This window comes from Sporosarcina sp. BI001-red, from assembly GCF_003384035.1.
Lineage (GTDB): Bacteria > Bacillota > Bacilli > Bacillales_A > Planococcaceae > Sporosarcina.
The window spans coordinates 408,944-428,509 of the sequence record NZ_QQAK01000011.1 but is presented as its reverse complement, the minus strand read 5'-3'; the positions used below and the strand labels follow the sequence as shown (position 1 = coordinate 428,509).

The window sequence follows — 19,566 nt, the reverse complement described above, 5'->3', positions numbered from 1 at the left end:
TGCAGATAAAATGACAGCGTATACATGATAAGCTATAATCATGAAGGTTGCAGCCACCTTTCAACAAGAGAGAGGGATTATCTTTGATTTCGTTACATAATGTCAGTAAAAGTTTTAGCGGTGTTCCCGTCATACAATCCATTTCACTCTCGATTGCTCAAGGTGATATTCATGGCATCATTGGTGCGAGCGGTGCTGGAAAATCCACGTTGTTGCGATTGATAAACTTGTTGGAAACACCAGACTCAGGAACAGTGGAAGTGAGCGGTCATAAGCTGACTGCTCTTACCAACAAACAACTTCGGCAGACTCGTAAATCCATCGGGATGATCTTTCAACACTTCAACTTAGTCGCCAATAAAACTGTCTACGAAAATGTACTGGTCGCGCTTGAACTCGCAAAGTACCCTAAAGGTGAACGTCGAAAACGAGCACTGGAATGTCTTCGATTTGTTGGACTAGAACATTTCCAGACAAAGTATCCAGCGCAGCTAAGTGGGGGTCAAAAGCAGCGGGTTGCGATTGCAAGAGCACTTGCGAACCATCCAAACGTGCTGTTATGTGATGAACCCACGTCATCTCTGGATCCTCATACGACTGCTGAAATTCTCACGGTTTTAACAGATATTAATCAAAGGCTTGGGGTCACCATTGTCCTTGTGAGTCATGAGATGAAGGTCATTAAAAGCATCTGCAATCGCGTAACTGTGATGACAGAAGGAACTGTTCATGATACGTTTTCCATTACACCTAAAGGCATTCAGGAGACGGAAAGCTCAGCGGGGCACCTCGTGGAACAGCTCATGGATGACGGTGATCGCGATGCCTGAAGTACTCATTCAATACCAAGCTGAAATTTGGCAGGCGATTGGAGAAACGTTCATTATGGTGGGAGTTTCCATCCTAGCAGCCATTCTAATAGGGTTGCCTGTAGGAACAGTACTATTTATTTGCCGGAGGGGACAGGCTTTTGAAAATCAAACTGTCTTTTCAGTCGTCAATTTATTTGTAAATGTGATCCGTTCCTTTCCGTTTCTATTGTTAGTCGTCTTTTTAATTCCTTTTACGAGGCTTCTAATTGGAACAGCAATTGGCACCGCAGCTGCAACTGTGCCACTTTCAATTATCGCCATTGCCCATTATTCACGATTAGTGGAGCAAGCGTTATTGGACGTCCCGAAAGGCGTGATGGAAGCGGCAATTTCTATGGGTGCTTCTATGAAAGAGGTCATTATTAAATTTCTTTACGTGGAAGCTCGTTCCGGACTTGTCCTCGGATTAACGACCTCCATCATTAGCTTCATCTCTTATTCGACCATTATGGGAGTAGTAGGGGGAGGGGGAATCGGAGATTTTGCGATTCGTTATGGCTATCAACAGTTCAAGACGGATTTAATGGTTTATATGATTGTGATTATGATCATTTTAGTACAGCTCATTCAATTTACGGGGACGTCTGTATCTAGATGGATTGACAAACGATAAAGAACAGGAGAAAACAATGAAAAAAATTCTATTACTTTTAACGATGAGTATTATTTTAGTCTTGGCAGGATGTAACAAATCAGATTCAACTAATGAACCCGAAAAGGCTCAGACAAAAGAACACGATGTCGTTACATTGAAAGTCGCTTCACTTATCCCGCCGATGACGGAAATCCTTGAACTAGTGAAACCAACTCTTGCAGAAGAAGGGGTGGACCTTAAAATCGTCGTATTGGGCGATAATGTTCAACCGAACAGTGCACTTGCTGCGAAGGAAGTAGACGCAAACTTTTTCCAACACGTTCCGTACATGGAAGAGTTCAATCGCAATAATGACGCAAACTTAGTTCCGATTACGCCTATCTATTTTGCCAATTACGGCGTCTATTCAAAAGACTATGACTCCATGGACAAATTGCCAAAAGGTGCGAGCATCGCAATCGCCAATGACGTATCAAATATTGACCGGTCATTAGCATTACTAGCACAGCAAAACGTCATTTCGCTAAAAGAAAAAAATGGACCTTACTATACAACTGGAGATATTTTAGAGAATCCGAAGAACTATGAGTTCAAAGAGGTGGATTTACTGATGCTCGCGAGAATGTATGATGACGCAGATGCAGTCATCATGACACCTGCTTATGCAGCACCACTGAACTTGACGCCGAAAAGTGATGCACTTCTAACTGAAGGTGTTGAAAATGATTTTGCCATCACGCTAATTGCCCGAGAAGACAATGCCGACTGGGAGCCAATTCAAAAGTTATCGAAAGCAATGACATCCGATGAGGTACGTAAGTTTTTGGAAGATAACTACGATGAAACGGCAATTCCAGCATTCTGATAAAAGAAAAAGACTTTAAGAGCAGTCAATTCTGTCTCTTAAAGTCTTTTTCTATGCTTCAGTCAAGCCATTATCTTGTCATCAATTTCACGGATGAATGAGTTCAGAATGACAATCTGCTCTTCCAACTTTTCTTTATGCTGGAACAGAATCACTTTCGTATTCATATTTTCATATGACCCATTGATATCTGACAAGTTCTCTCTAATATCTTCAATGGACATCCCGAGATGACGGAAGCACCTAATTAGATTCAGGACTTCAATATCTTTATCGTCAAACGTACGGTTTCCTTGCGTGTTTCTTGAAATCGGAGGAATGAGTTGAATCTTTTCATAATACCTTATTGTGCTGGAGGGAACTTGGGCTAAGGTGCTTGCTTGTTGAATGGGATACATGGAGCATCCTCCTTGACTTAAAGTTAGGTTTAACCTTTATGGTTAATCATATCAAATACGAGGAGTGAGTGAAATGAAAAAGATTTTAGTCGTGGTCACAAATGTTTCCAAATATCCAAATCTGGAACGCGCAACTGGGTTATGGCTGGGTGAAGCAGTACACTTTGTAGACGTCTTGCAAAAAGAAGGACACAAAATAGATTATGTAAGCCCTAAAGGTGGCTACACGGCAATTGACCCGCATAGTTTACAAGCAGATCAGATGTCTGAACTCGACTGGAAGTATTACGAAGACCGTACTTTCATGAATAAGCTAGGCACGACGTTAGCTGCAAGTGAAGTGAATGCAGCTGAGTATGATGCGATCTATTACACTGGCGGCCACGGGGTTATGTGGGATTATCCAGATGATGAAAACTTACAGAACATCGCGAGCACGATTTATCAAAATGGTGGAATCGTCTCAGCAGTGTGTCACGGTTCTGCAGGTTTAATGAATATTAAAGACGCAGCGGGTGAGCCGCTAATTGCGAACAAAAAGGTAACAGGCTTCACCAATACAGAAGAAGCAGCATTAGGATTAGAAAATACTGTACCATTTTTAACAGAGGATGCTCTCGTCAGCCAAGGGGCAAACTATGTGAAAGGTGATGATTGGACTGCGTTTGCTGTCGCAGATCATCGCGTCGTTACTGGACAAAATCCGGCTTCTGGCGGTGCAGTGGCAACCGAAGTGGTATCTATTTTTAATACAACTAACTAACAAAAAACGTACCTGCTAGAAGTAGGAGCAAGGCTATGATTCATTTACATCATAGCTTTGCTTTTTTTATATTTGTGAATAAACATCTTACACAAAAAGAGGGACTTTCGCAGAAATCAGTTCTCACTGACTTTCTGGAGAGTCCCTTTTATAGATTGCCCAGTTCAATTTGTTTAATGGCCTCTTCAAGCCAATAAATGGTGTGATCAGATTTAGTTGTAAAATATCCAATTAGCAATTCATTGAGATTTTCACTTTTTTTGTCTTTATGTGTATGGTTTTCAAATTTCATGAGACGATCCCAATGGGCTTTATAATCATCCAATCTCCCTTTTAAGAGAACGACTACCTTTTCAGGATCCACGTATTTAATGTTAGCCATGCCAATGACAATGTCATTAATGTTGTTAGCTGATTCAAACAACTTATAAATCTTTTTAGGGAGCTCTTCACGTCCCTTAGCGGTAATCCCAAATACTTGTTTATCCGGTCGATGTTCTTCTTTTATAATTTCAACGGGTTCAACTAAGCCGTGTTTCGCCAATGCGTCGAAGTGATAGTACAGTTTACTTTCTGTAATTCCACCTAATTCGTCCAATGGAATGGGTTCAGACATTTGTTTTTTTAGCTCATAAGGATAGGTTTTTCCTATCATTAGTTTGCTTAATATAAACACTTGAATGCTCATTCGCAATGCCCCTTTAATAAGAATAATTATTCTTATTATAACATGATTAAGACAACACTTTAGTAATTTCTTCTATTTCAGTCTTTGTTAAGGACTTGTGAGATGGTTTGGATCTGTGAATGGTCGCAACGATTATGATATTGATGATCATTGCAACTAATCCAACAGCGGCTAGAGACCACAGGAATGGACTTGGACTAATGCTTCCATATAAATCTGCTAAGTAGCCCTGTACGGAATAATACATAGGTGTAATATGACTTGCCCATTCATATGGCTTGTACATCATATCACGTGAGATAACTGCCCCATTCGCTAAAGTCTGTACGAAGATTAGTGGGATATTGAGAATCATACCAGCAGATCCAAGTAAGAAAATAAGGATCGCTGTAAAATTGAAACTTACCATATAGATAAGGACTTGATGACCTATCATACTCAAGAACAAGCTTCCATCAGGTTGATTCACTAAGTAGGTGATCCCTATAGCGGCTAATGAGGATAACACAGCAATCAAGAGAGCCGTCAATTGTAAGTAGATGAATAAACGTGTTTTGCTAGCTTTGCCACGGCTATCTTTAAAGGCTTCCACTAATTGCATGGATCCGATCATAGCCCCAATGTAACTAGCCATTGTTAAGAACATAGGAAGCATATTATTATGCATACCATCTGGAATTTTGTTGACGGTCACTACATTACCAACATAAGCTGTTTCAATTTTTTCGGCTAATTCAGAAGCTTGCTTTTCAGGTACATTAAAGTTCATTAGTACGCTTTGAGCAGTTTGTTGAGAGAATTGCTGACTTAGCTGGTTATTGATTTCTGCAACAACTGACTTCATAGAAGAAGAAACGACTGTTGCTCCTGCGTCATTGATTGTAAAATCGATACTAGACGAGGTTTCACCTTTTTGCATATCCGAAGAGAATGATTCAGGGATATGAACGACTAAGGCTAAGTCATTTTTCTTCAACTCTTTTAACGCTTGCTTATTTTTTACGTCTGTTTTTATTTCTTTAAAAGGTAAATTTTCTTGTAGTTGACCTGCAATCTTTGCACCATATTCACCTGCATCATCATTGACGATTGCGATTGGTAACTTATCAATATTTCCTGGAATTGCCGTGTAACCTGGTAAGAAGATCCCCAGCATGGCAATCGCATAGAATACCCCCATAATGATGGCGGCTATAGAACCTCTCGTTTTTAGAAACTGTGTGAATTTCATATATTTTTCCTCTCTCCAATTCAATATACACTTCAACTCGCGAACTTTAAGAAAAGTACTTTGTTTAAAGTATCTCATCATTTTATTCTTTTTCCCTAGGAAGTCAACTAATTTGATTAGAGTAGGGATAGATGGGGGTTAAAGTAGGGGGGAAGTGAAAGTCTTAACTTAGCACAACAACTATCAAATGAGTGAAACAACTACAGCGTATACTGTTTTTTAGGAGTGATAAAATTGAAAGAGTCCATACAGCAAATGATTGATTGGATAGAGGACAAATTACAAGGGGAGTTCTCTTTAGATGGGTTAGCAAGTCATATGGGGTATTCTCCATACTACTGCTCTTTTAAGTTTCATCAGGTTACCGGTCTCAGTATAAGACGCTACATGTTGCTTCGGAGACTATATTTGTCTACAGGGGATTTAGGAATGAACCGCAAGATAATGACTGTCGCTGTCGACTATAACTACTCATCACAAGAAGCCTACAGTAGGGCATTTAAAGAAGTTTTTGGTATAAGTCCAAGTGATTTCCAACGTCATCAAATGCCGGTTCAATCCATTGCAAGACTTATGACTTATTCAGAAGAGGGAGCAAATTATATAAATATTCGAAGAGAAACAGAAGTTGCACATTTGCAAAGTGAAAAGAGCCAATTATTTGACCAGGATGTGTTGAATATCTTAAATGGACAAGTCATGTATGAGGAGTTCAAAAGTAAAAAACTGATGGGGAATTCCGATTATGCCCCATTTAATGAAGCGATGTGTGTCCATGAAACGACACTTCCAATTTTTGATTCCACGTTCATTCAAACACGTGCTTTAGGACACGAAGACTCTATTGAAAGTTACAGCGATAAAGTGATACAGCCATTAACGAAGCTCAATCAGAAAAACTATAACTATATAGTCTTGTGGTTTGGTGAAGATTTGTTTTGTCAAATGAATCTTCTGACCGTTCTTGCCTATTTGGAGCAGTCGAATTATAGAGGTACAGTCTATCTAAATAGTTTTAGGGAGGATGAGTTTAAAGTCATCCAAACAGAGCTGACCTTAGGGAATTATCAGTCTGTCTATGAAGAGGTGTTGGTGAATCATAAAAAGCCAACTCACGTACTGCTTCCTGTAATGTATCAGGCCATCAAGTTATATTTAGAAATGCTGACAGAAAATAATCCCGTAACTAACTACATTGCAAGAAATAAACAGTTATCTCAATCTGAACTGCTCAAACAGTTATTTGAGGTTTTTCCGATGATCGGGTATGGAGATACACAGTATATAGAGCTGATAAATAAAGTAAGGTTGATGAATAGTAATGACCATGTTTAGAAGAAGCAGTTAGTAGGAGTAGTATAAGTAGTTCAGCTGGAACGTGAATTATTTAAAACGCCATATCGTGTAAAACACAAATATGTATAGTTTATTAATTTGAACTTACAATCCATAAAAGGAAGCGTATCAATAGTAAACCAAAAGACCTTGAAGTACCGGTCTTTTGGGCATTAAAAGTGTCAGGTAAAACTAATTGTATTCAAAACTACCCTCAAGAACTAAATGCACACCGATACAAATTCAATTCATCAATAAGAGGTCCAGCCTCCGTCTACACCAATTACCTGTCCATTCACAAAACTTGCAGCATCCGATCCTAAGAGGATGGCCATTTCTGCAACTTCTTCAGGTTGTCCGACGCGCGGGTTCAGGGACATACCAAGTGATTGGCGACGTGCCCCAAATTCGCTTATATTTTTCATGGAAGCACTGATATTCGTTGCTACGGCTCCTGGAGCAATCCCGTTGCAGCGTATGTTTTTGTCTGCGTACATGAACGCCGTATTTTTTGTTAAACCGACGACTGCGTGCTTTGATGCTGTGTACGCAGCTCCCGCGCGACCACCGTAAAGCCCTCCTGCAGAAATGTTATTGACGATGGCACCATGTCCTTGTTCCATGAATAGGTTCACTGCAATGCGCATAGATCTCATGACAGCCGTTGTATTCACAGAGAAAACTCGTTCCCATTGTTCTTCGGTAACTTCCCCGACAGGCTCCATCCCATCCATGATGCCGGCATTGTTTACAAGGATGTCCAATTTACCAAATGCTTCTTTTGTTTCATTGAATAGCCGTTGCACATCCTCTTCTGATACCACATTTGTTTGAACTGCAATTGCATCTGCACCTAGAGCTTTAATTTCACCTACAACGGCTTGAGCACCCTCCATGTTAATGTCGGACACTACAACTTTCGCTCCTTCTTTTGCGTACCCTACAGCAATTGCTTTTCCCATGCCGGATGCTGCACCAGTGACGATAGCTACTTTTTCTTTTAATCTCATTCTACCCCGCCTCCTCTGATTTTACTGTACACCTGTTCAATAAAATTATAGTATTGAGTGGGAGTTCTTACAATAATCAAATAGTTGATAGTTGTTCATTATGTAACAGATTTATCAAAAACTGTTCAGTAAGAGGTGAAAAGGGATGCGGACAGATTTGCGTGTGATAAAAACAAAAGAGGCATTGCATAACGCTTTGCTGGAGGTATTAGATGAAAAGAGCTTGGATACCATTTCTATCTCAGAGATTTGCAGAAGGGCAAAAGTGAACCGAGGTACTTTCTATTTGCACTATGCTCAAGTTGAGGATCTATTTGAAGAGTACTTTAAAGAAATTACTGCCGATTTGGCGAGATCCTATCAAGAACCATATCGCCACGTGACTGTATTGAAAACAAAAGAACTAAATCCTGATACAATACGTATTTTCCATCACATTGAAAAGTATAAGCACTTCTACCGTATTGTATTTTCAAAGAAAGTTCCTCTACTCTACTACTATCTATTGTTTGAAGAAATCAAACAATTATTGCTTAAGGATCAAGAAGCGATAGTGCATGAAGAAATTGACCACGAGCTACATTGCTCTTATCAGGCGAATGCTATCATTGGAATCATCATCGATTGGTACCATAAGGATTTCAGCTATAGCGTGGAATATTTAAACCGCCAACTCGTCCAAATCGTAAATATACAATCAGGTAATCCCAAGGGTACTTGATTACTTTCCATTTATTTTTAAATGAAAAACTACAAAAGTAGGTGACAATTCATGTACCAAAACGTAATCGACGCACACATCCACTTAGATATGTATACGGACGATGAACGTGTCCAAATTCTAAAAGAGTTAGAAGAAACGTCTGTTAAATCACTAATTGCTGTTTCAAACAACATGGCCTCCTCACTTCGACAACTGGAATTTGCTCAAATGGACAGTCGGGTTAAACCTGCTATCGGATATCATCCAGAACAACCGCTGCCGAGTGAAAGGGAGCTTGAAGGAATTATGGAGCTCATTCATGATAATCATGAACGTCTCATCGCAATTGGTGAAGTCGGTCTCCCGTATTATTTAAGTAAGGATGAGCCAGAGGTAGATGTAGCCCCATATGTAACTGTACTTGAGCGTTTTGTGCAAAAGGCTGCAGACTATGATTTACCTATTGTGTTACACGCGGTTTACCAAGACGCGGAGATTGTATGTGACATACTGGAAAGCTATCACATCACAAACGCACATTTCCATTGGTTTAAAGGAGATGACGCAGTTCTAGAGCGTGTTCTTCGGAATGGGTATGTTCTATCGGTTACGCCGGATGTCACGTACGAACAAGAGATTCAACATATAGTCAAACAAACCCCATTATCACAATTAATGGTGGAAACAGATGGGCCTTGGCCCTTTAAGGGCTATTTTGCAGAGAAGATGACTCATCCAGCTATGATGCACCATAGTATACACACCGTTGCACATATAAAGGGATTGGGTATAGAAGAAACTTATCGTCAAATCTATGAGACAACTCGGAAGTTTTATCGGTTGTAACGTTGTGGATATGGGAACATCGAGATTATATGGTGTGCTGGTTGTACTTAAAAGACGAACAATAGAGATGAACAAATTGCTATAGTGTCGGAAAAAGTGGTCTGTAGTCCAGCTGAGTTTGCTCAACTATTAGAGGAACTGAACGAATTGGACTATTAATTTAAACTATAATCATCAGGAACACGAGACCATTAAATAGTGTTAATCTCGTGTTTTTTTGAGGGAACCAGGGGACCACCTAACATTCATACTGGGAAAAATTTTAAAGCAACGGGTTGAAATGACTCCTTTTGAGATTCTTTAATTATTCATCTGCCAATGATACGATAACGTTATAAGAAAGCAGGGAGGTGCAGAAACTTTATGTTCTTGGAGGATCTGAAGAAACATCTAGATGACAATGCGTCATTATTCATTGGAGAAGATACTGCATTTCGCGCCGCAGTCTTGGTACCACTTGTGCAAGAATCAGGAGAGTGGCAAGTGATTTTTGAAAGACGATCCCTAACAATGCGTAAACAACCAGGGGATAGTAGTTTTCCTGGAGGTCGAATTGACATAGCGGATGCTTCGCCGATGGATGCTGCATTGCGAGAAACGCAGGAAGAATTAGGGATAGATCCAGACACCGTCAACGTCATTGGAAAGTTGAGTCCATATATTGCATCCCCTTCGTTTGTCGTCTATCCATTTGTAGCGGTGTGCGACTATCATGAAATTATCCATTCTTTTAATAAGGACGAAGTCGAGGAAGTCTTTGCGATTCCTTTGAAGTGGTTACTTGAACACGAACCTGTTCTACACAGAGTCCCCGTTCAACCTTCCCCCTTGCCGAACTTTCCGTTCGATAAAATCTACAATGGTGAACAGTACCAATGGGGAAAGCGTTCACAGGAAGAGTGGTTTTATGAGTATGAAGAATATATTGTTTGGGGACTGACTGCTCGGATATTAAAACACTTTATCGATCTGATCAAATAAGTGTTATCTCACGTAAAGGAGTCATGTAGATGAAACAAAAGAAGTCATGGAAGGTAAAGACTCTTGTAGGAATTGCGGTGTTCCTGCTGATTGCGATAGTAGGTTTTTTCATTTTCGTCAGTACGTCTTATGAGGCAATCTCATCTGCAAAGAAAAGCTTACAATCTGATGACCAGGTGACTGTAAAGCGCGATGGGGACATTCTGTTTGAACCAGGTTCAGAAGCTAAGGAAATCGGATTTATTTTCTATCCTGGAGCCAAAGTAGAAGCACCTGCCTATGCACCGATGGCAAAAGAAATTGCAGCAAAAGGATATCCCGTCATTATTGCAGATCTCCCATTTAACTTAGCAATTCTTTCTCCAAATCGAGCAGGTCAAATTATTAGCGACCATCCGTCTGTAAAAAGATGGGTTATTGGCGGGCACTCATTAGGTGGTGTGATGGCGGCAGATTACGCGCTAGATCATGACAATATAGAAGGGCTCGTGTTACTCGCATCCTATCCGCAAAGTAAAACTGATTTGAGTGGTTCCTCTCTGAAGGTGTTGTCGATATGGGGAAGCCATGACTTAGTTGCTGATTTGGATAAGGTGAAAGACGCAAAGTCGATGATGCCAAGTGATGCAGAATTCATCGAAATAGAAGGTGGGAATCACGGTGGATTCGGAGAGTATGGTCATCAAAAAGGCGATGGAGACTCCTCACTACCAGGAGATCAGCAGATTCAAGATACCGTTAAATACGTAGTGGATTTTTTGGGAGAACTACGGGATTGAGGATAACCTTCCTGACCTGAAGGTGAAAAATCCTGCATGCACAAGGTTCATGCACATGCAGGGAAATATTCCATCAAGAACATAACACAACGATTTGGTATGGCGTTGTCTGCGCAGGGATACTTCGAGTGGTTGCCCCATACACAACAAGTAGATTTCGATTTCTTAGGTTTCCAGTGAAGGGCTGCCCGTTTTGCAGGATAACTTTAGTGGCGGGATTCATATTCAACTGTAACGTGTGATCACTGCTCACTAACTGATCATCAAAATGATCGACCTTTACAAATTGTCCGGATGTATTTTTATACATGATCAGCGCATTGAATTGCGGTGGGAAGATGAGCGGAGCTGGAGCATTCGCATCATAAAATCCAGTTACCTGATCCCCAACGGATACTACTTCTTGATCAACAAAGTAAGTAGTAGGTGCTACCACAAAATTCACTACGTTTCCATACCCATTATCGACAGACATGAGCTTGTAACAACCCACTTCGTTGTACTGTCCGATTGAAAAGTCATTGATGGCAGTCACGATACCCGCAAAGGGTTGATAGGTCACCATTTTCGATTCCTCCTGTTTGTTAAGCAGTATCTCCTGTTCTATATAGCCTATGTCGTTCTCGCTACATGGTGACAGTGAAAAGACATCTTATCAAGTAACACATGAAGACCACCAAAACCCCAACGCCTGTAAACGTTGGGGTTTTAGTAGTTAAAATTTTGTTTGGATTAGAGAGTTTCCAATGTAACTTCTATGTTGTCTCGCGTCGCTTTTGAGTATGGGCAGACCTGATGCGCTTTTTCGACTAATGCTTGCAACTGATCCTTTTCAATACCCGTACCTTTTACTTGCAGCTTCACCGCTAACTTGAAGCCTTGGTCTGCTTCGTCTTTCTGAAGGCTCACATTTGCAGTCACTTCAGAATCGAATTTCACTTTCTCTTTGCCTGCAACCAATTGCAGTGCTCCGTCAAAACATGCTGCGTGTCCGGCAGCAAATAATTGTTCAGGATTTGTTGAACTCTCAAGCTTTTTAGCCCTTGGAGTTCCTGGCATGGCTGTATCGAAACTGACAACGCTATCTGATGATTGAACATGTCCTTCGCGTCCACCTTTTGCAGTTGCAGTAGCTGTGAATAGTGTTTCTGACATAATATCACTTCTCCTTAAGTTCGTTTTTCGATTATAAGATATGTTTACCCAGTCTAAATTTTTTTAATCTCATTGAACGGAACGTACGTTTTTATTTCAGTGTGAACATTGTTATAATGAGTAGTATTACAAAAGAAAAGAACGCTAGTTGATATGAAACGGTGTATTCCTAAGAGAGAAAGCAGGGACTTAGAATGAATAAAAAAGATATTGCTGCGATTCGCAAACAATTTAAAGTGGATACGGACTTACTGATGATCACGGATATTTACAACGTATACGTTCGTCAAGAGAGTAATGAAATCTATCACGAAGAAAGCCAGGCTTTCGGATTAATGGAGCGGGAACAACAGGAACTATTTTTAGCGAATTTCAAAAAAGTACTTGGCGGGAAATTAGATATGAAGTTGTTCGAGGTACGGTTTGCAGAACCGAAAGAAGAACAGACAGATAATACTCAACGGTTGTTGTACGCAGGACTTAACACTAGAGAAGTCGATGATTGGAAAGAAAACATGCAAGGCATTGCACAAAAAATGGTGCAAGACGCTCAGTATGAAAAAGATTTAGTCATTACGTTCATTCGTGGAAAGTATTATAAGCCTACGAAAAAGAACCTAGAGGAGCTGGAGATGGCTGAAGGGGATGAGGCATATACAACGCCATTCATCTTGTGCAGCATGAACCATACAGAGCTTCCGAAGCCCTCTCTCATCTTTGATTTTATCGAACGTGAATTCAAGTCGAGTGAGATGGCAGATCCTGTTGTAAAACTTGCATCACCAATTGGTGGATTTCTGTTCCCGTGCTTCACTGATAACGCAGCAGACGTCAATCACATTTTGTATGCAGCGGGCAAGGCGAATAAGCCGGATTATCAATTTATCGAAAAGGTGCTGGATGGAGAAGAAATTATGACGGCGGAAGACGACAAAGCAGTATTCGAAGAAATCGTCAAGCATGTCATTGGTGATGAAGTGAACACTCAGATGCTGACAAACGTCTATGATGAAATCAATCGTATGACCACTGTAGAAGACGAGGGAGAAGATGAGGAATACGTCCCAACGTTGGATACGAAAGAACTGGAACGTGTGCTAAGGATGAGCGGCGCGGAAAATGTGGACACGGAGAAAGTGCAACAAGCATTCCAATCCGTTGTAGAAGACGACTCCTATGAATTAAAAGCGAGTCACGTCGTGCCAAGTTATACCTCAAAATCAATTAAAATCAGCACAAAAGTTGCAAATATCGCAATTAGCCCACAAGACTTGAAATATGTGAAACAAGTCAATTACAATGGCAAACGCTGCATCTTGATAGAGGTAGAAGAAGATACGATGATTGAAGGGTTTACGTTGATGGAGGAAGAATTGTTTGAATCGTAAGTGTGTAAACACGTTACTGGCGTAATCCGATTTAAAGAAACCAAAAGACGAAATACCATAATTGGCTGATTACTTGAATGTAATTAGCTTTTTTTGGTTTATAACCTATTGAAGTTGTAAAAATAGTACTATAGAGTAAAGGTATTGGTAGAGATTTGAAAATGAATTCAAAGGAATGAGCGTAATGAGAGAAACGGTGACTGCAAAGGACGTTGCAAAACTAGCAGGGGTATCACAATCCTCTGTTTCAAGAGTATATTTTGAAGGTGCATCTGTTTCTGAGAAAACTAAGAAACGGGTTCTTGATGCTGCAGAAGAACTAGGTTATCGTCCTAACGTATACGCGAGAAGTCTCATAACAAATCAATCGAATATTATTGGTCTCGTCATGAAAGGTGTTCAAAACCCTTTTTATGCAGAAGTTTTGAAACGGTTCAGTTCGATATTCAAGCAACATGGATACAGTATTTTGTTTGTGTATACGAACAATGATGAAATCCAAAAAGAGGATGTCGACACATTATTGAACTATAATGTTGCGGGCGTGGTTGTCACGGATGCAACGATGTCTTTAGCCGTTGGGGAAGAGTTTGTGAAGAACCACATTCCACTTGTATTCTTTAATAGAAAGCTAGGAATGGGTGAATTCCATTCAGTATGCTGCAACAATTTAAATGCCAGCCGATCGATTGCGCAGTATTTACTTTCAAAAGGCGCCACTGACATGGTACTAATTACCGGTAACGAACACACTTCTACGAGCATAGAGCGTGAAAAAGGTTTTTGTGAAGTTCTCGATCAACATAAAAATGACTATCGAAAATATAATTCAAATTACACATATGAAGGCGGATACCGGACAGCAATGACTATATTGGAAGAAATGCGAGTGCCATCTGCATTTTTTGTAGCGAATGACATTATGGCGTTAGGTGTCATCGATGCGCTTCGTAAAAATAATGTTCGGATTCCACAAGATACTAAAGTAGTTGGATTTGATAATATCGATATGGCTTCTTGGCCAGCATATGAACTAACCACGTGGGAACAGCCAATTAAAGAAATGGTTGAAGAGACAGTAAATTATTTAATGGATGAAGTCACCTCCTATACAGGATTTTCACGCAATATTGAAATTGAGGGGAAATTCATTGAAAGAAATACAACATAAAGTAGTTGACTTCAAGGAATAATAGGAATAGTCTTTTCACGTAGAGTTTGTTGCATACGTATGCAGGAATAAAAAAGCTTGTTGAATCAGGAATAGTTAAATCAAAGATAGTCTGTCTAAGTAGAATGTAAGCGGTTAAAAAATAGGAGGCGTAATTATGATGAAAGTAATTAAAGCTGGTAAATCACAAGAAGAAGTTGTTGCAAACGATTCCAAAGTATCACAAATCGTTGCTGGAGCATTGAAAGACGTAGAGACTCGTGGGGATCAAGCAGTCCGTGAGTTATCCGAGAAATTTGATAAGTGGAATCCGGAGTCATTCCGATTGAGTGAAACACAAATTAAAGAAATTGTGGACCAAGTACCTGCCAGTGTCATTGAGGATATTCAATTTGCTCAAAAAAATATTAAAGCATTTGCACAAGCACAACTGGATTCATTGCATGATGTAGAAGTTGAAAATATCCCTGGAGTTATTTTGGGGCATAAAAACATTGCTGTAAACAGCGTGGGTTGTTACATTCCAGGAGGACGCTATCCAATGGTTGCTTCTGCGCACATGAGCGTATTGACTGCAAAAGTTGCTGGAGTAAAACGCGTGATTGCATGTACACCACCGATCAATGGGGAAATTCCAACGGCAACAATCGCAGCGATGTATTTAGCAGGTGCGGATGAAATTTACTTGCTCGGTGGTATTCAAGCGATGGCGGCGATGGCAATCGGTACGGAAACAATTGAATCCGTAGATATGATTGTCGGACCGGGTAATGCATTTGTTGCGGAATCGAAAAGACAATTATATGGACGAGTTGGAATTGATCTATTTGCAGGTCCAACTGAGACACTCGTTGTCGCAGATCATACGGCTGACGCAGAAATGATTGCAACGGATCTACTTGGTCAAGGAGAACATGGTCCGACATCTCCAGGTGCATTGATTACCACTTCTGAGAAGCTTGCTTACGAAACGATTGAAGAAATTAAGCGTCAATTGGAGACATTGTCGACTGCAGATGTTGCAAGTGTTTCATGGGAAGATTACGGACAAGTGTTAGTCGTCGATTCAATTGAAGAAGCTCGTATTGAAGCAGATCGTCTTGCGTTTGAACACGTAGAAATTCTTACAGAGAATCCAGATTACTTCCTAGAAAACATGACAAACTATGGTTGCTTGTTCTTAGGACCTGAAACGAACGTTGCTTATGGGGACAAAGTGATTGGTACAAACCACACACTTCCAACAAAAGGGGCAGCACGTTATACAGGTGGACTGTGGGTTGGTAAATTCATTAAAACTGTTACTTACCAAAAAGTGAAACCTGAAGCTAGTGCATATATTGGCGAATACGCTGCTCGGCTCTGTCAGCTAGAAAACTTTGAAGGTCATGCGAAACAAGCACTCCTTAGAGTAGAACGGTACGGTAACAACTAAACCGTACATTTGAAGGGATAGGGGGGAGTCGCTATGTTAGGGTTTATCGGTCTTTTTGGGGGACTTGCAATACTGATCTTTTTGACTATGAAGGGGATGAACCTCCTTATTGCAGCACCGATTACTGCGTTGTTCATTACAATATTAAATGGAATTCCGCTCTTTCCACAGTTAACAGAAGAGGGCGGTGTCAATTTCCTAACGAACTATATGGGCGGATTTACAGGGTTCATCGCGTCGTGGTATTTAATGTTCTTGACGGGTGCGATTTTCGGTAAGGTCATGGAAGACAGTGGTGCTGCAGATAGTATTTCGCAATGGATTGTAAGCAAAATCGGTATGAAACGGGCAGCTTTAGCAGTTGTTATCGCCTGTGCGGTTTTAACATATGGTGGCGTCAGTTTGTTCGTAGTCGCATTCTCCGTCTATCCGATGGCGTTGAGTCTATTCAGACAAGCTAATCTTCCAAGACGATTCATACCAGCTGCATTGGCTTTTGGATCCACGACGTTTACGATGACGGCTGCAGGATCACCTGAAATACAAAACTGGATTCCAATCGAGTTTCTAGGTACAACTCCATATGCGGGTTGGGAAGTAAGCATTGTCGTAGCAATCTTCATGTTCTTGTTTGGATACTGGTGGTTGAAACGAATGATTTCTAAAGCAGTCGCAAAAGGTGAGACATTTGTTGCTAGAGACACGGACCAAGAGGTGGATGAACGAACAGAACTTCCGAATCCATTACTTAGCATGATTCCTTTAGTGGTTGTTCTTGGAATTACATTACTATTGCACAAGTCACTCGGAACTTCCGCTTTAATTATTTCTTTAAGCGGTGGTATTCTTGCTACGTATTTAATTAATAAAAAGTATTTTCGAAACTTTGGATTTGCCGTTGGAGAAGGTGCGATGGGTGCAGTCATTGCAATTGCCAATACAGCCGCGGTCGTCGGTTTTGGCGGAGTGGTGAAAGCGACGCCTGCTTTTGAAGCAGCGGTTGGTGTGATGACTGATATTCCAGGCAGCCCTCTAATTGGAGGGGCGCTTGCAGTTGCTGTTATCGCGGGACTTACCGGTTCTTCCTCAGGTGGACAGGCAATTGCTTTGCCACTTTTGGCACCGCATTATATGGATTTAGGAGTCGATCCATCTGCATTACACCGTACGGTAGCTATATCTTCAGGGTCATTGGATTCACTGCCACAAGGAGGATATGTTGTGACAACAATCCGTTCTATTGCAGGTGAAACGCATAAAGATGCGTATCCCGCATTCGGAGCCTTGTCTGTTGTTGTACCACTCATTGGTGCGGCAGTGGCGGTAATCTTATTTTCGATAGGCTTGTAAGAGTACACTACCCAACAAACTGGTGAATGGTTTGTTGGGTATTTCTCGTTTATAGAAAAGGTTAGGGGTGGATTAGATGAAAGAGCTAACAATAATTGGTTGTGGAACTATGGGGCATTCGATCGGACTGGCGGCCGCGTGGGCGGGATTCCCGGTCAAACTTGTTGGGATGAATGAGGCAGATCTTGAGACAGCACATAAGGGGTTGCAAAATAAGTTGGCCGTCATGATGGAAAATGAGCTAATCGAATCGGATGAAGTATCTCGTATTTTTGGCAACATTGAGCTATCGATGTCTTTGGAAGAAATAGTTTCTAGTTCAGATTTCATTTTTGAAGTTATTCCTGAACAAATCGAACTGAAACGGGTATTGTATGAAAGAATAGAAGGATTGGTGAGTGATACATGTATTATTGCTAGTAATACATCTGGATTTAAACCGAGTGAGCTTGCTAAGGAGATGAAGCATCCGAACCGCTTCATTGTCACCCACTTTTGGAACCCTGCTCACTTAATCCCTCTAGTAGAAGTGGTAAAGGGTGAGCATACAGACGAGCGAACTATTGAGCAAGTGATGATAGTTCTGGATCAGATGAATAAGAAAGCGGTTTTAGTAAAGAAAGAAATCGCTGGTTTCATTGGCAATCGTCTTCAATACGCATTGTTCCGGGAAGCCCAGTATTTGTTGGATATTGGTGCTGCGACGAAAGAAGATATAGACGCTGCAGTTACATATAGCATAGGGCGCCGTTTGCCGATCACAGGTCCATTGATGACGGCAGACATGGGTGGACTGGATGTGTTTTCGGCGATTTCAAATTATCTATTCAGCGAGCTAGGTACAGCTCAACAATCTGGTGAAACACTTGCTAATCTCGTGAATGCGAAACAGTTAGGTGATAAAAGCGGACAAGGCTTTTATAAATGGGACGAGGATAGATCTAAAGAGGTCAATGAAGAGCGTGAACGCACACTCATCCATTTTTTGAAAAATGATCTGAATAACCGGGAAGAGGAAAGGAAATGAGTTCATATTTCACTGAACTTGAAGGGAAAACCGTTGTCGTTACAGGTGGTAGTAAGGGGATTGGAAAAGAGATTGCGCGTACATTTGCAGAGTTAAATGCTAATGTAATTATTACAGGCCGAGATGAATTGGTACTGAATGAAGTCGTAAGTGAGCTTCAGGCACTTAATCCTAAATGCATGGGAATCCCTGGCGACTTGAGTGAACTATCGGTGATTCAACGTCTTGTTGAAACGGTAATCTCTGAATTCGGTACGATTGATGTGCTAGTGAACAATGCTGGTGTCAACATTGCGAAGCCAGCGATGGACGTGACAGAATCAGATTGGGACACGGTACTCGATCTAAACTTGAAGTCGGTTTTCTTTAGCAGCCAGGAAGTAGCTCGTCATATGCTTGCTCAAAAAAGTGGTAAGATAATTAACATTGCCTCACAAATGGCGTTTGTTGGGTATTACAAGCGTGCGGCTTATTGTGCGAGTAAAGGCGGGCTCATTCAATTGACGAAGGCGTTGGCAGTTGAATGGGCGGAACACGGCATTACGGTAAATGCGGTTGCGCCTACTTTCATTGAAACTGAGTTGACGGCAAACATGTTTACAGACGAAGCCTTTAAACAAGATGTAGAAAAGCGGATCTTGTTAAATGGATTGGCAAAGCCGAAGGATATATCAGGAGCGGTACTCTATCTAGCTTCCGACATGGCTGGTTTTGTAACAGGTGAAACCATTAAAGTAGATGGCGGATGGACAGCAATTTAACTTATGGGGATGAAGTAATGGTAGAAGGCAACGTTTTGTTCATTACAGGAGCGGCTCGAGGGATCGGCTTTGATATTGCAAAAGCCTTTTCAGAAGCCGGAGCAAAAGTGGTTCTTTCAGATCTTAGTCAACAAGCGATTGTTTTAGATGGCGGGTATACAGCTCAGTGATCGAATGGAACTCATCTATTTAGTGAAAGTCAACACGACAGAG

Annotated in this window: 22 protein-coding genes; 16 read left to right on the top strand and 6 right to left on the bottom strand. The window is 40.9% G+C overall.

Going from position 1 to position 19,566, the window contains the following annotated elements:
• The first annotated feature begins 83 nt into the window (after positions 1-83).
• The 3 genes from DVB69_RS09185 to DVB69_RS09175 are packed head-to-tail and all read left to right on the top strand — an operon-like array spanning position 84 to position 2,332.
• The gene (locus DVB69_RS09185; protein ID WP_116018754.1) at positions 84-830 is read left to right on the top strand and encodes a methionine ABC transporter ATP-binding protein; all 747 of its coding nucleotides are present in this window, start codon (positions 84-86) and stop codon (positions 828-830) included.
• Complete coding sequence (locus DVB69_RS09180) at positions 823-1,485, top strand: methionine ABC transporter permease (RefSeq protein ID WP_116018752.1); 663 nt, start codon at positions 823-825, stop codon at positions 1,483-1,485. The genes DVB69_RS09185 and DVB69_RS09180 overlap by 8 nt, the downstream gene beginning before the upstream one ends.
• Before the next feature lie 16 nt (positions 1,486-1,501).
• Positions 1,502-2,332: a MetQ/NlpA family ABC transporter substrate-binding protein gene (locus DVB69_RS09175; RefSeq protein WP_116018750.1), complete on the top strand. Its 831-nt coding sequence runs from the start codon at positions 1,502-1,504 to the stop codon at positions 2,330-2,332.
• Positions 2,333-2,394: 62 nt separating this feature from the next.
• Here the strand turns inward: DVB69_RS09175 and DVB69_RS09170 are convergent, their stop codons facing one another.
• Positions 2,395-2,730, bottom strand: coding sequence for a MerR family transcriptional regulator (locus DVB69_RS09170; protein WP_116018747.1), 336 nt, complete (start codon positions 2,728-2,730; stop codon positions 2,395-2,397).
• Positions 2,731-2,803: 73 nt separating this feature from the next.
• Between DVB69_RS09170 and DVB69_RS09165 the strand changes: the two genes are divergently transcribed.
• Positions 2,804-3,493, top strand: coding sequence for a type 1 glutamine amidotransferase domain-containing protein (locus DVB69_RS09165; RefSeq protein ID WP_116018745.1), 690 nt, complete (start codon positions 2,804-2,806; stop codon positions 3,491-3,493).
• Between the two features lie 148 nt (positions 3,494-3,641).
• Here the strand turns inward: DVB69_RS09165 and DVB69_RS09160 are convergent, their stop codons facing one another.
• Both DVB69_RS09160 and DVB69_RS09155 read right to left on the bottom strand, forming a co-directional pair.
• A complete protein-coding gene (locus DVB69_RS09160) occupies positions 3,642-4,181 on the bottom strand; it encodes a PadR family transcriptional regulator (protein WP_116018743.1) in 540 nt (179 codons plus the stop codon).
• 46 nt (positions 4,182-4,227) lie between these two features.
• On the bottom strand, positions 4,228-5,412 hold the full coding sequence (locus DVB69_RS09155; RefSeq protein WP_116018741.1) for a YhgE/Pip domain-containing protein: 1,185 nt from the start codon (positions 5,410-5,412) through the stop codon (positions 4,228-4,230).
• 234 nt (positions 5,413-5,646) lie between these two features.
• Between DVB69_RS09155 and DVB69_RS09150 the strand changes: the two genes are divergently transcribed.
• Positions 5,647-6,747 carry a helix-turn-helix transcriptional regulator gene (locus DVB69_RS09150; protein WP_116018739.1) on the top strand — a complete coding sequence of 367 codons (1,101 nt, stop codon included), beginning with the start codon at positions 5,647-5,649 and terminating at the stop codon, positions 6,745-6,747.
• A gap of 251 nt (positions 6,748-6,998) precedes the next feature.
• On the opposite strand, the gene DVB69_RS09145 is transcribed toward DVB69_RS09150, so the two are convergent.
• Positions 6,999-7,757 (bottom strand): SDR family oxidoreductase, encoded by a 759-nt coding sequence (locus tag DVB69_RS09145; protein WP_116018737.1) that lies wholly within the window; start codon positions 7,755-7,757, stop codon positions 6,999-7,001.
• 145 nt (positions 7,758-7,902) lie between these two features.
• Here DVB69_RS09145 and DVB69_RS09140 point away from each other — a divergent pair, with 145 nt between their 5' ends.
• The 4 genes from DVB69_RS09140 to DVB69_RS09125 all read left to right on the top strand — a co-directional run bounded on the left by DVB69_RS09140 (position 7,903) and on the right by DVB69_RS09125 (position 11,066).
• On the top strand, positions 7,903-8,478 hold the full coding sequence (locus DVB69_RS09140; RefSeq protein WP_116018735.1) for a TetR/AcrR family transcriptional regulator: 576 nt from the start codon (positions 7,903-7,905) through the stop codon (positions 8,476-8,478).
• Between the two features lie 51 nt (positions 8,479-8,529).
• Entirely contained in the window at positions 8,530-9,306 is a 777-nt protein-coding gene (locus DVB69_RS09135) for a TatD family hydrolase (protein ID WP_116018733.1), read from the top strand.
• Between the two features lie 363 nt (positions 9,307-9,669).
• Positions 9,670-10,287 (top strand): NUDIX hydrolase, encoded by a 618-nt coding sequence (locus DVB69_RS09130; protein WP_116018731.1) that lies wholly within the window; start codon positions 9,670-9,672, stop codon positions 10,285-10,287.
• A gap of 29 nt (positions 10,288-10,316) precedes the next feature.
• On the top strand, positions 10,317-11,066 hold the full coding sequence (locus DVB69_RS09125) for an alpha/beta hydrolase (RefSeq protein ID WP_116018729.1): 750 nt from the start codon (positions 10,317-10,319) through the stop codon (positions 11,064-11,066).
• Between the two features lie 73 nt (positions 11,067-11,139).
• Here the strand turns inward: DVB69_RS09125 and DVB69_RS09120 are convergent, their stop codons facing one another.
• Together DVB69_RS09120 and DVB69_RS09115 are read right to left on the bottom strand one after the other, a co-directional pair.
• Entirely contained in the window at positions 11,140-11,631 is a 492-nt protein-coding gene (locus DVB69_RS09120; protein ID WP_116018727.1) for a hypothetical protein, read from the bottom strand.
• Positions 11,632-11,798: 167 nt separating this feature from the next.
• Positions 11,799-12,221, bottom strand: coding sequence for an organic hydroperoxide resistance protein (locus DVB69_RS09115; RefSeq protein ID WP_116018725.1), 423 nt, complete (start codon positions 12,219-12,221; stop codon positions 11,799-11,801).
• A 194-nt stretch (positions 12,222-12,415) separates the two neighbouring features.
• Between DVB69_RS09115 and DVB69_RS09110 the strand changes: the two genes are divergently transcribed.
• The 7 genes from DVB69_RS09110 (at position 12,416) to DVB69_RS09080 (ending at position 19,523) form a co-directional block, all read left to right on the top strand.
• On the top strand, positions 12,416-13,609 hold the full coding sequence (locus tag DVB69_RS09110) for a DUF4317 domain-containing protein (RefSeq protein WP_116018723.1): 1,194 nt from the start codon (positions 12,416-12,418) through the stop codon (positions 13,607-13,609).
• A 184-nt stretch (positions 13,610-13,793) separates the two neighbouring features.
• Complete coding sequence (locus DVB69_RS09105) at positions 13,794-14,780, top strand: LacI family DNA-binding transcriptional regulator (protein WP_158541070.1); 987 nt, start codon at positions 13,794-13,796, stop codon at positions 14,778-14,780.
• Between the two features lie 157 nt (positions 14,781-14,937).
• Positions 14,938-16,215, top strand: a complete 1,278-nt coding sequence (hisD, locus tag DVB69_RS09100) for a histidinol dehydrogenase (protein ID WP_116018719.1) — start codon at positions 14,938-14,940, stop codon at positions 16,213-16,215.
• A gap of 33 nt (positions 16,216-16,248) precedes the next feature.
• A complete protein-coding gene (locus DVB69_RS09095; protein ID WP_116018717.1) occupies positions 16,249-17,565 on the top strand; it encodes a GntP family permease in 1,317 nt (438 codons plus the stop codon).
• 76 nt (positions 17,566-17,641) lie between these two features.
• Complete coding sequence (locus DVB69_RS09090; protein ID WP_116018715.1) at positions 17,642-18,592, top strand: 3-hydroxyacyl-CoA dehydrogenase family protein; 951 nt, start codon at positions 17,642-17,644, stop codon at positions 18,590-18,592.
• Complete coding sequence (locus DVB69_RS09085) at positions 18,589-19,353, top strand: SDR family NAD(P)-dependent oxidoreductase (protein WP_116018713.1); 765 nt, start codon at positions 18,589-18,591, stop codon at positions 19,351-19,353. Before DVB69_RS09090 ends, DVB69_RS09085 begins: the two co-directional genes overlap by 4 nt.
• A complete protein-coding gene (locus DVB69_RS09080; RefSeq protein ID WP_233505360.1) occupies positions 19,338-19,523 on the top strand; it encodes an SDR family NAD(P)-dependent oxidoreductase in 186 nt (61 codons plus the stop codon). The genes DVB69_RS09085 and DVB69_RS09080 overlap by 16 nt, the downstream gene beginning before the upstream one ends.
• Positions 19,524-19,566 lie beyond the last annotated feature (43 nt).

Bases quoted from the DNA above. Each gene is read 5' to 3' on its own strand.
- DVB69_RS09180 (WP_116018752.1), top strand. From the start codon at position 823: ATGCCTGAAGTACTCATTCAATACCAAGCTGAAATTTGGCAGGCGATT.
- DVB69_RS09175 (WP_116018750.1), top strand. From the start codon at position 1,502: ATGAAAAAAATTCTATTACTTTTAACGATGAGTATTATTTTAGTCTTG.
- DVB69_RS09170 (WP_116018747.1), bottom strand. From the start codon at position 2,730: ATGTATCCCATTCAACAAGCAAGCACCTTAGCCCAAGTTCCCTCCAGC.
- DVB69_RS09165 (WP_116018745.1), top strand. From the start codon at position 2,804: ATGAAAAAGATTTTAGTCGTGGTCACAAATGTTTCCAAATATCCAAAT.
- DVB69_RS09160 (WP_116018743.1), bottom strand. From the start codon at position 4,181: ATGAGCATTCAAGTGTTTATATTAAGCAAACTAATGATAGGAAAAACC.
- DVB69_RS09155 (WP_116018741.1), bottom strand. From the start codon at position 5,412: ATGAAATTCACACAGTTTCTAAAAACGAGAGGTTCTATAGCCGCCATC.
- DVB69_RS09145 (WP_116018737.1), bottom strand. From the start codon at position 7,757: ATGAGATTAAAAGAAAAAGTAGCTATCGTCACTGGTGCAGCATCCGGC.
- DVB69_RS09140 (WP_116018735.1), top strand. From the start codon at position 7,903: ATGCGGACAGATTTGCGTGTGATAAAAACAAAAGAGGCATTGCATAAC.
- DVB69_RS09135 (WP_116018733.1), top strand. From the start codon at position 8,530: ATGTACCAAAACGTAATCGACGCACACATCCACTTAGATATGTATACG.
- DVB69_RS09130 (WP_116018731.1), top strand. From the start codon at position 9,670: ATGTTCTTGGAGGATCTGAAGAAACATCTAGATGACAATGCGTCATTA.
- DVB69_RS09125 (WP_116018729.1), top strand. From the start codon at position 10,317: ATGAAACAAAAGAAGTCATGGAAGGTAAAGACTCTTGTAGGAATTGCG.
- DVB69_RS09120 (WP_116018727.1), bottom strand. From the start codon at position 11,631: ATGGTGACCTATCAACCCTTTGCGGGTATCGTGACTGCCATCAATGAC.
- DVB69_RS09115 (WP_116018725.1), bottom strand. From the start codon at position 12,221: ATGTCAGAAACACTATTCACAGCTACTGCAACTGCAAAAGGTGGACGC.
- DVB69_RS09110 (WP_116018723.1), top strand. From the start codon at position 12,416: ATGAATAAAAAAGATATTGCTGCGATTCGCAAACAATTTAAAGTGGAT.
- DVB69_RS09105 (WP_158541070.1), top strand. From the start codon at position 13,794: ATGAGAGAAACGGTGACTGCAAAGGACGTTGCAAAACTAGCAGGGGTA.
- hisD (WP_116018719.1), top strand. From the start codon at position 14,938: ATGATGAAAGTAATTAAAGCTGGTAAATCACAAGAAGAAGTTGTTGCA.
- DVB69_RS09095 (WP_116018717.1), top strand. From the start codon at position 16,249: ATGTTAGGGTTTATCGGTCTTTTTGGGGGACTTGCAATACTGATCTTT.
- DVB69_RS09090 (WP_116018715.1), top strand. From the start codon at position 17,642: ATGAAAGAGCTAACAATAATTGGTTGTGGAACTATGGGGCATTCGATC.
- DVB69_RS09085 (WP_116018713.1), top strand. From the start codon at position 18,589: ATGAGTTCATATTTCACTGAACTTGAAGGGAAAACCGTTGTCGTTACA.
- DVB69_RS09080 (WP_233505360.1), top strand. From the start codon at position 19,338: ATGGACAGCAATTTAACTTATGGGGATGAAGTAATGGTAGAAGGCAAC.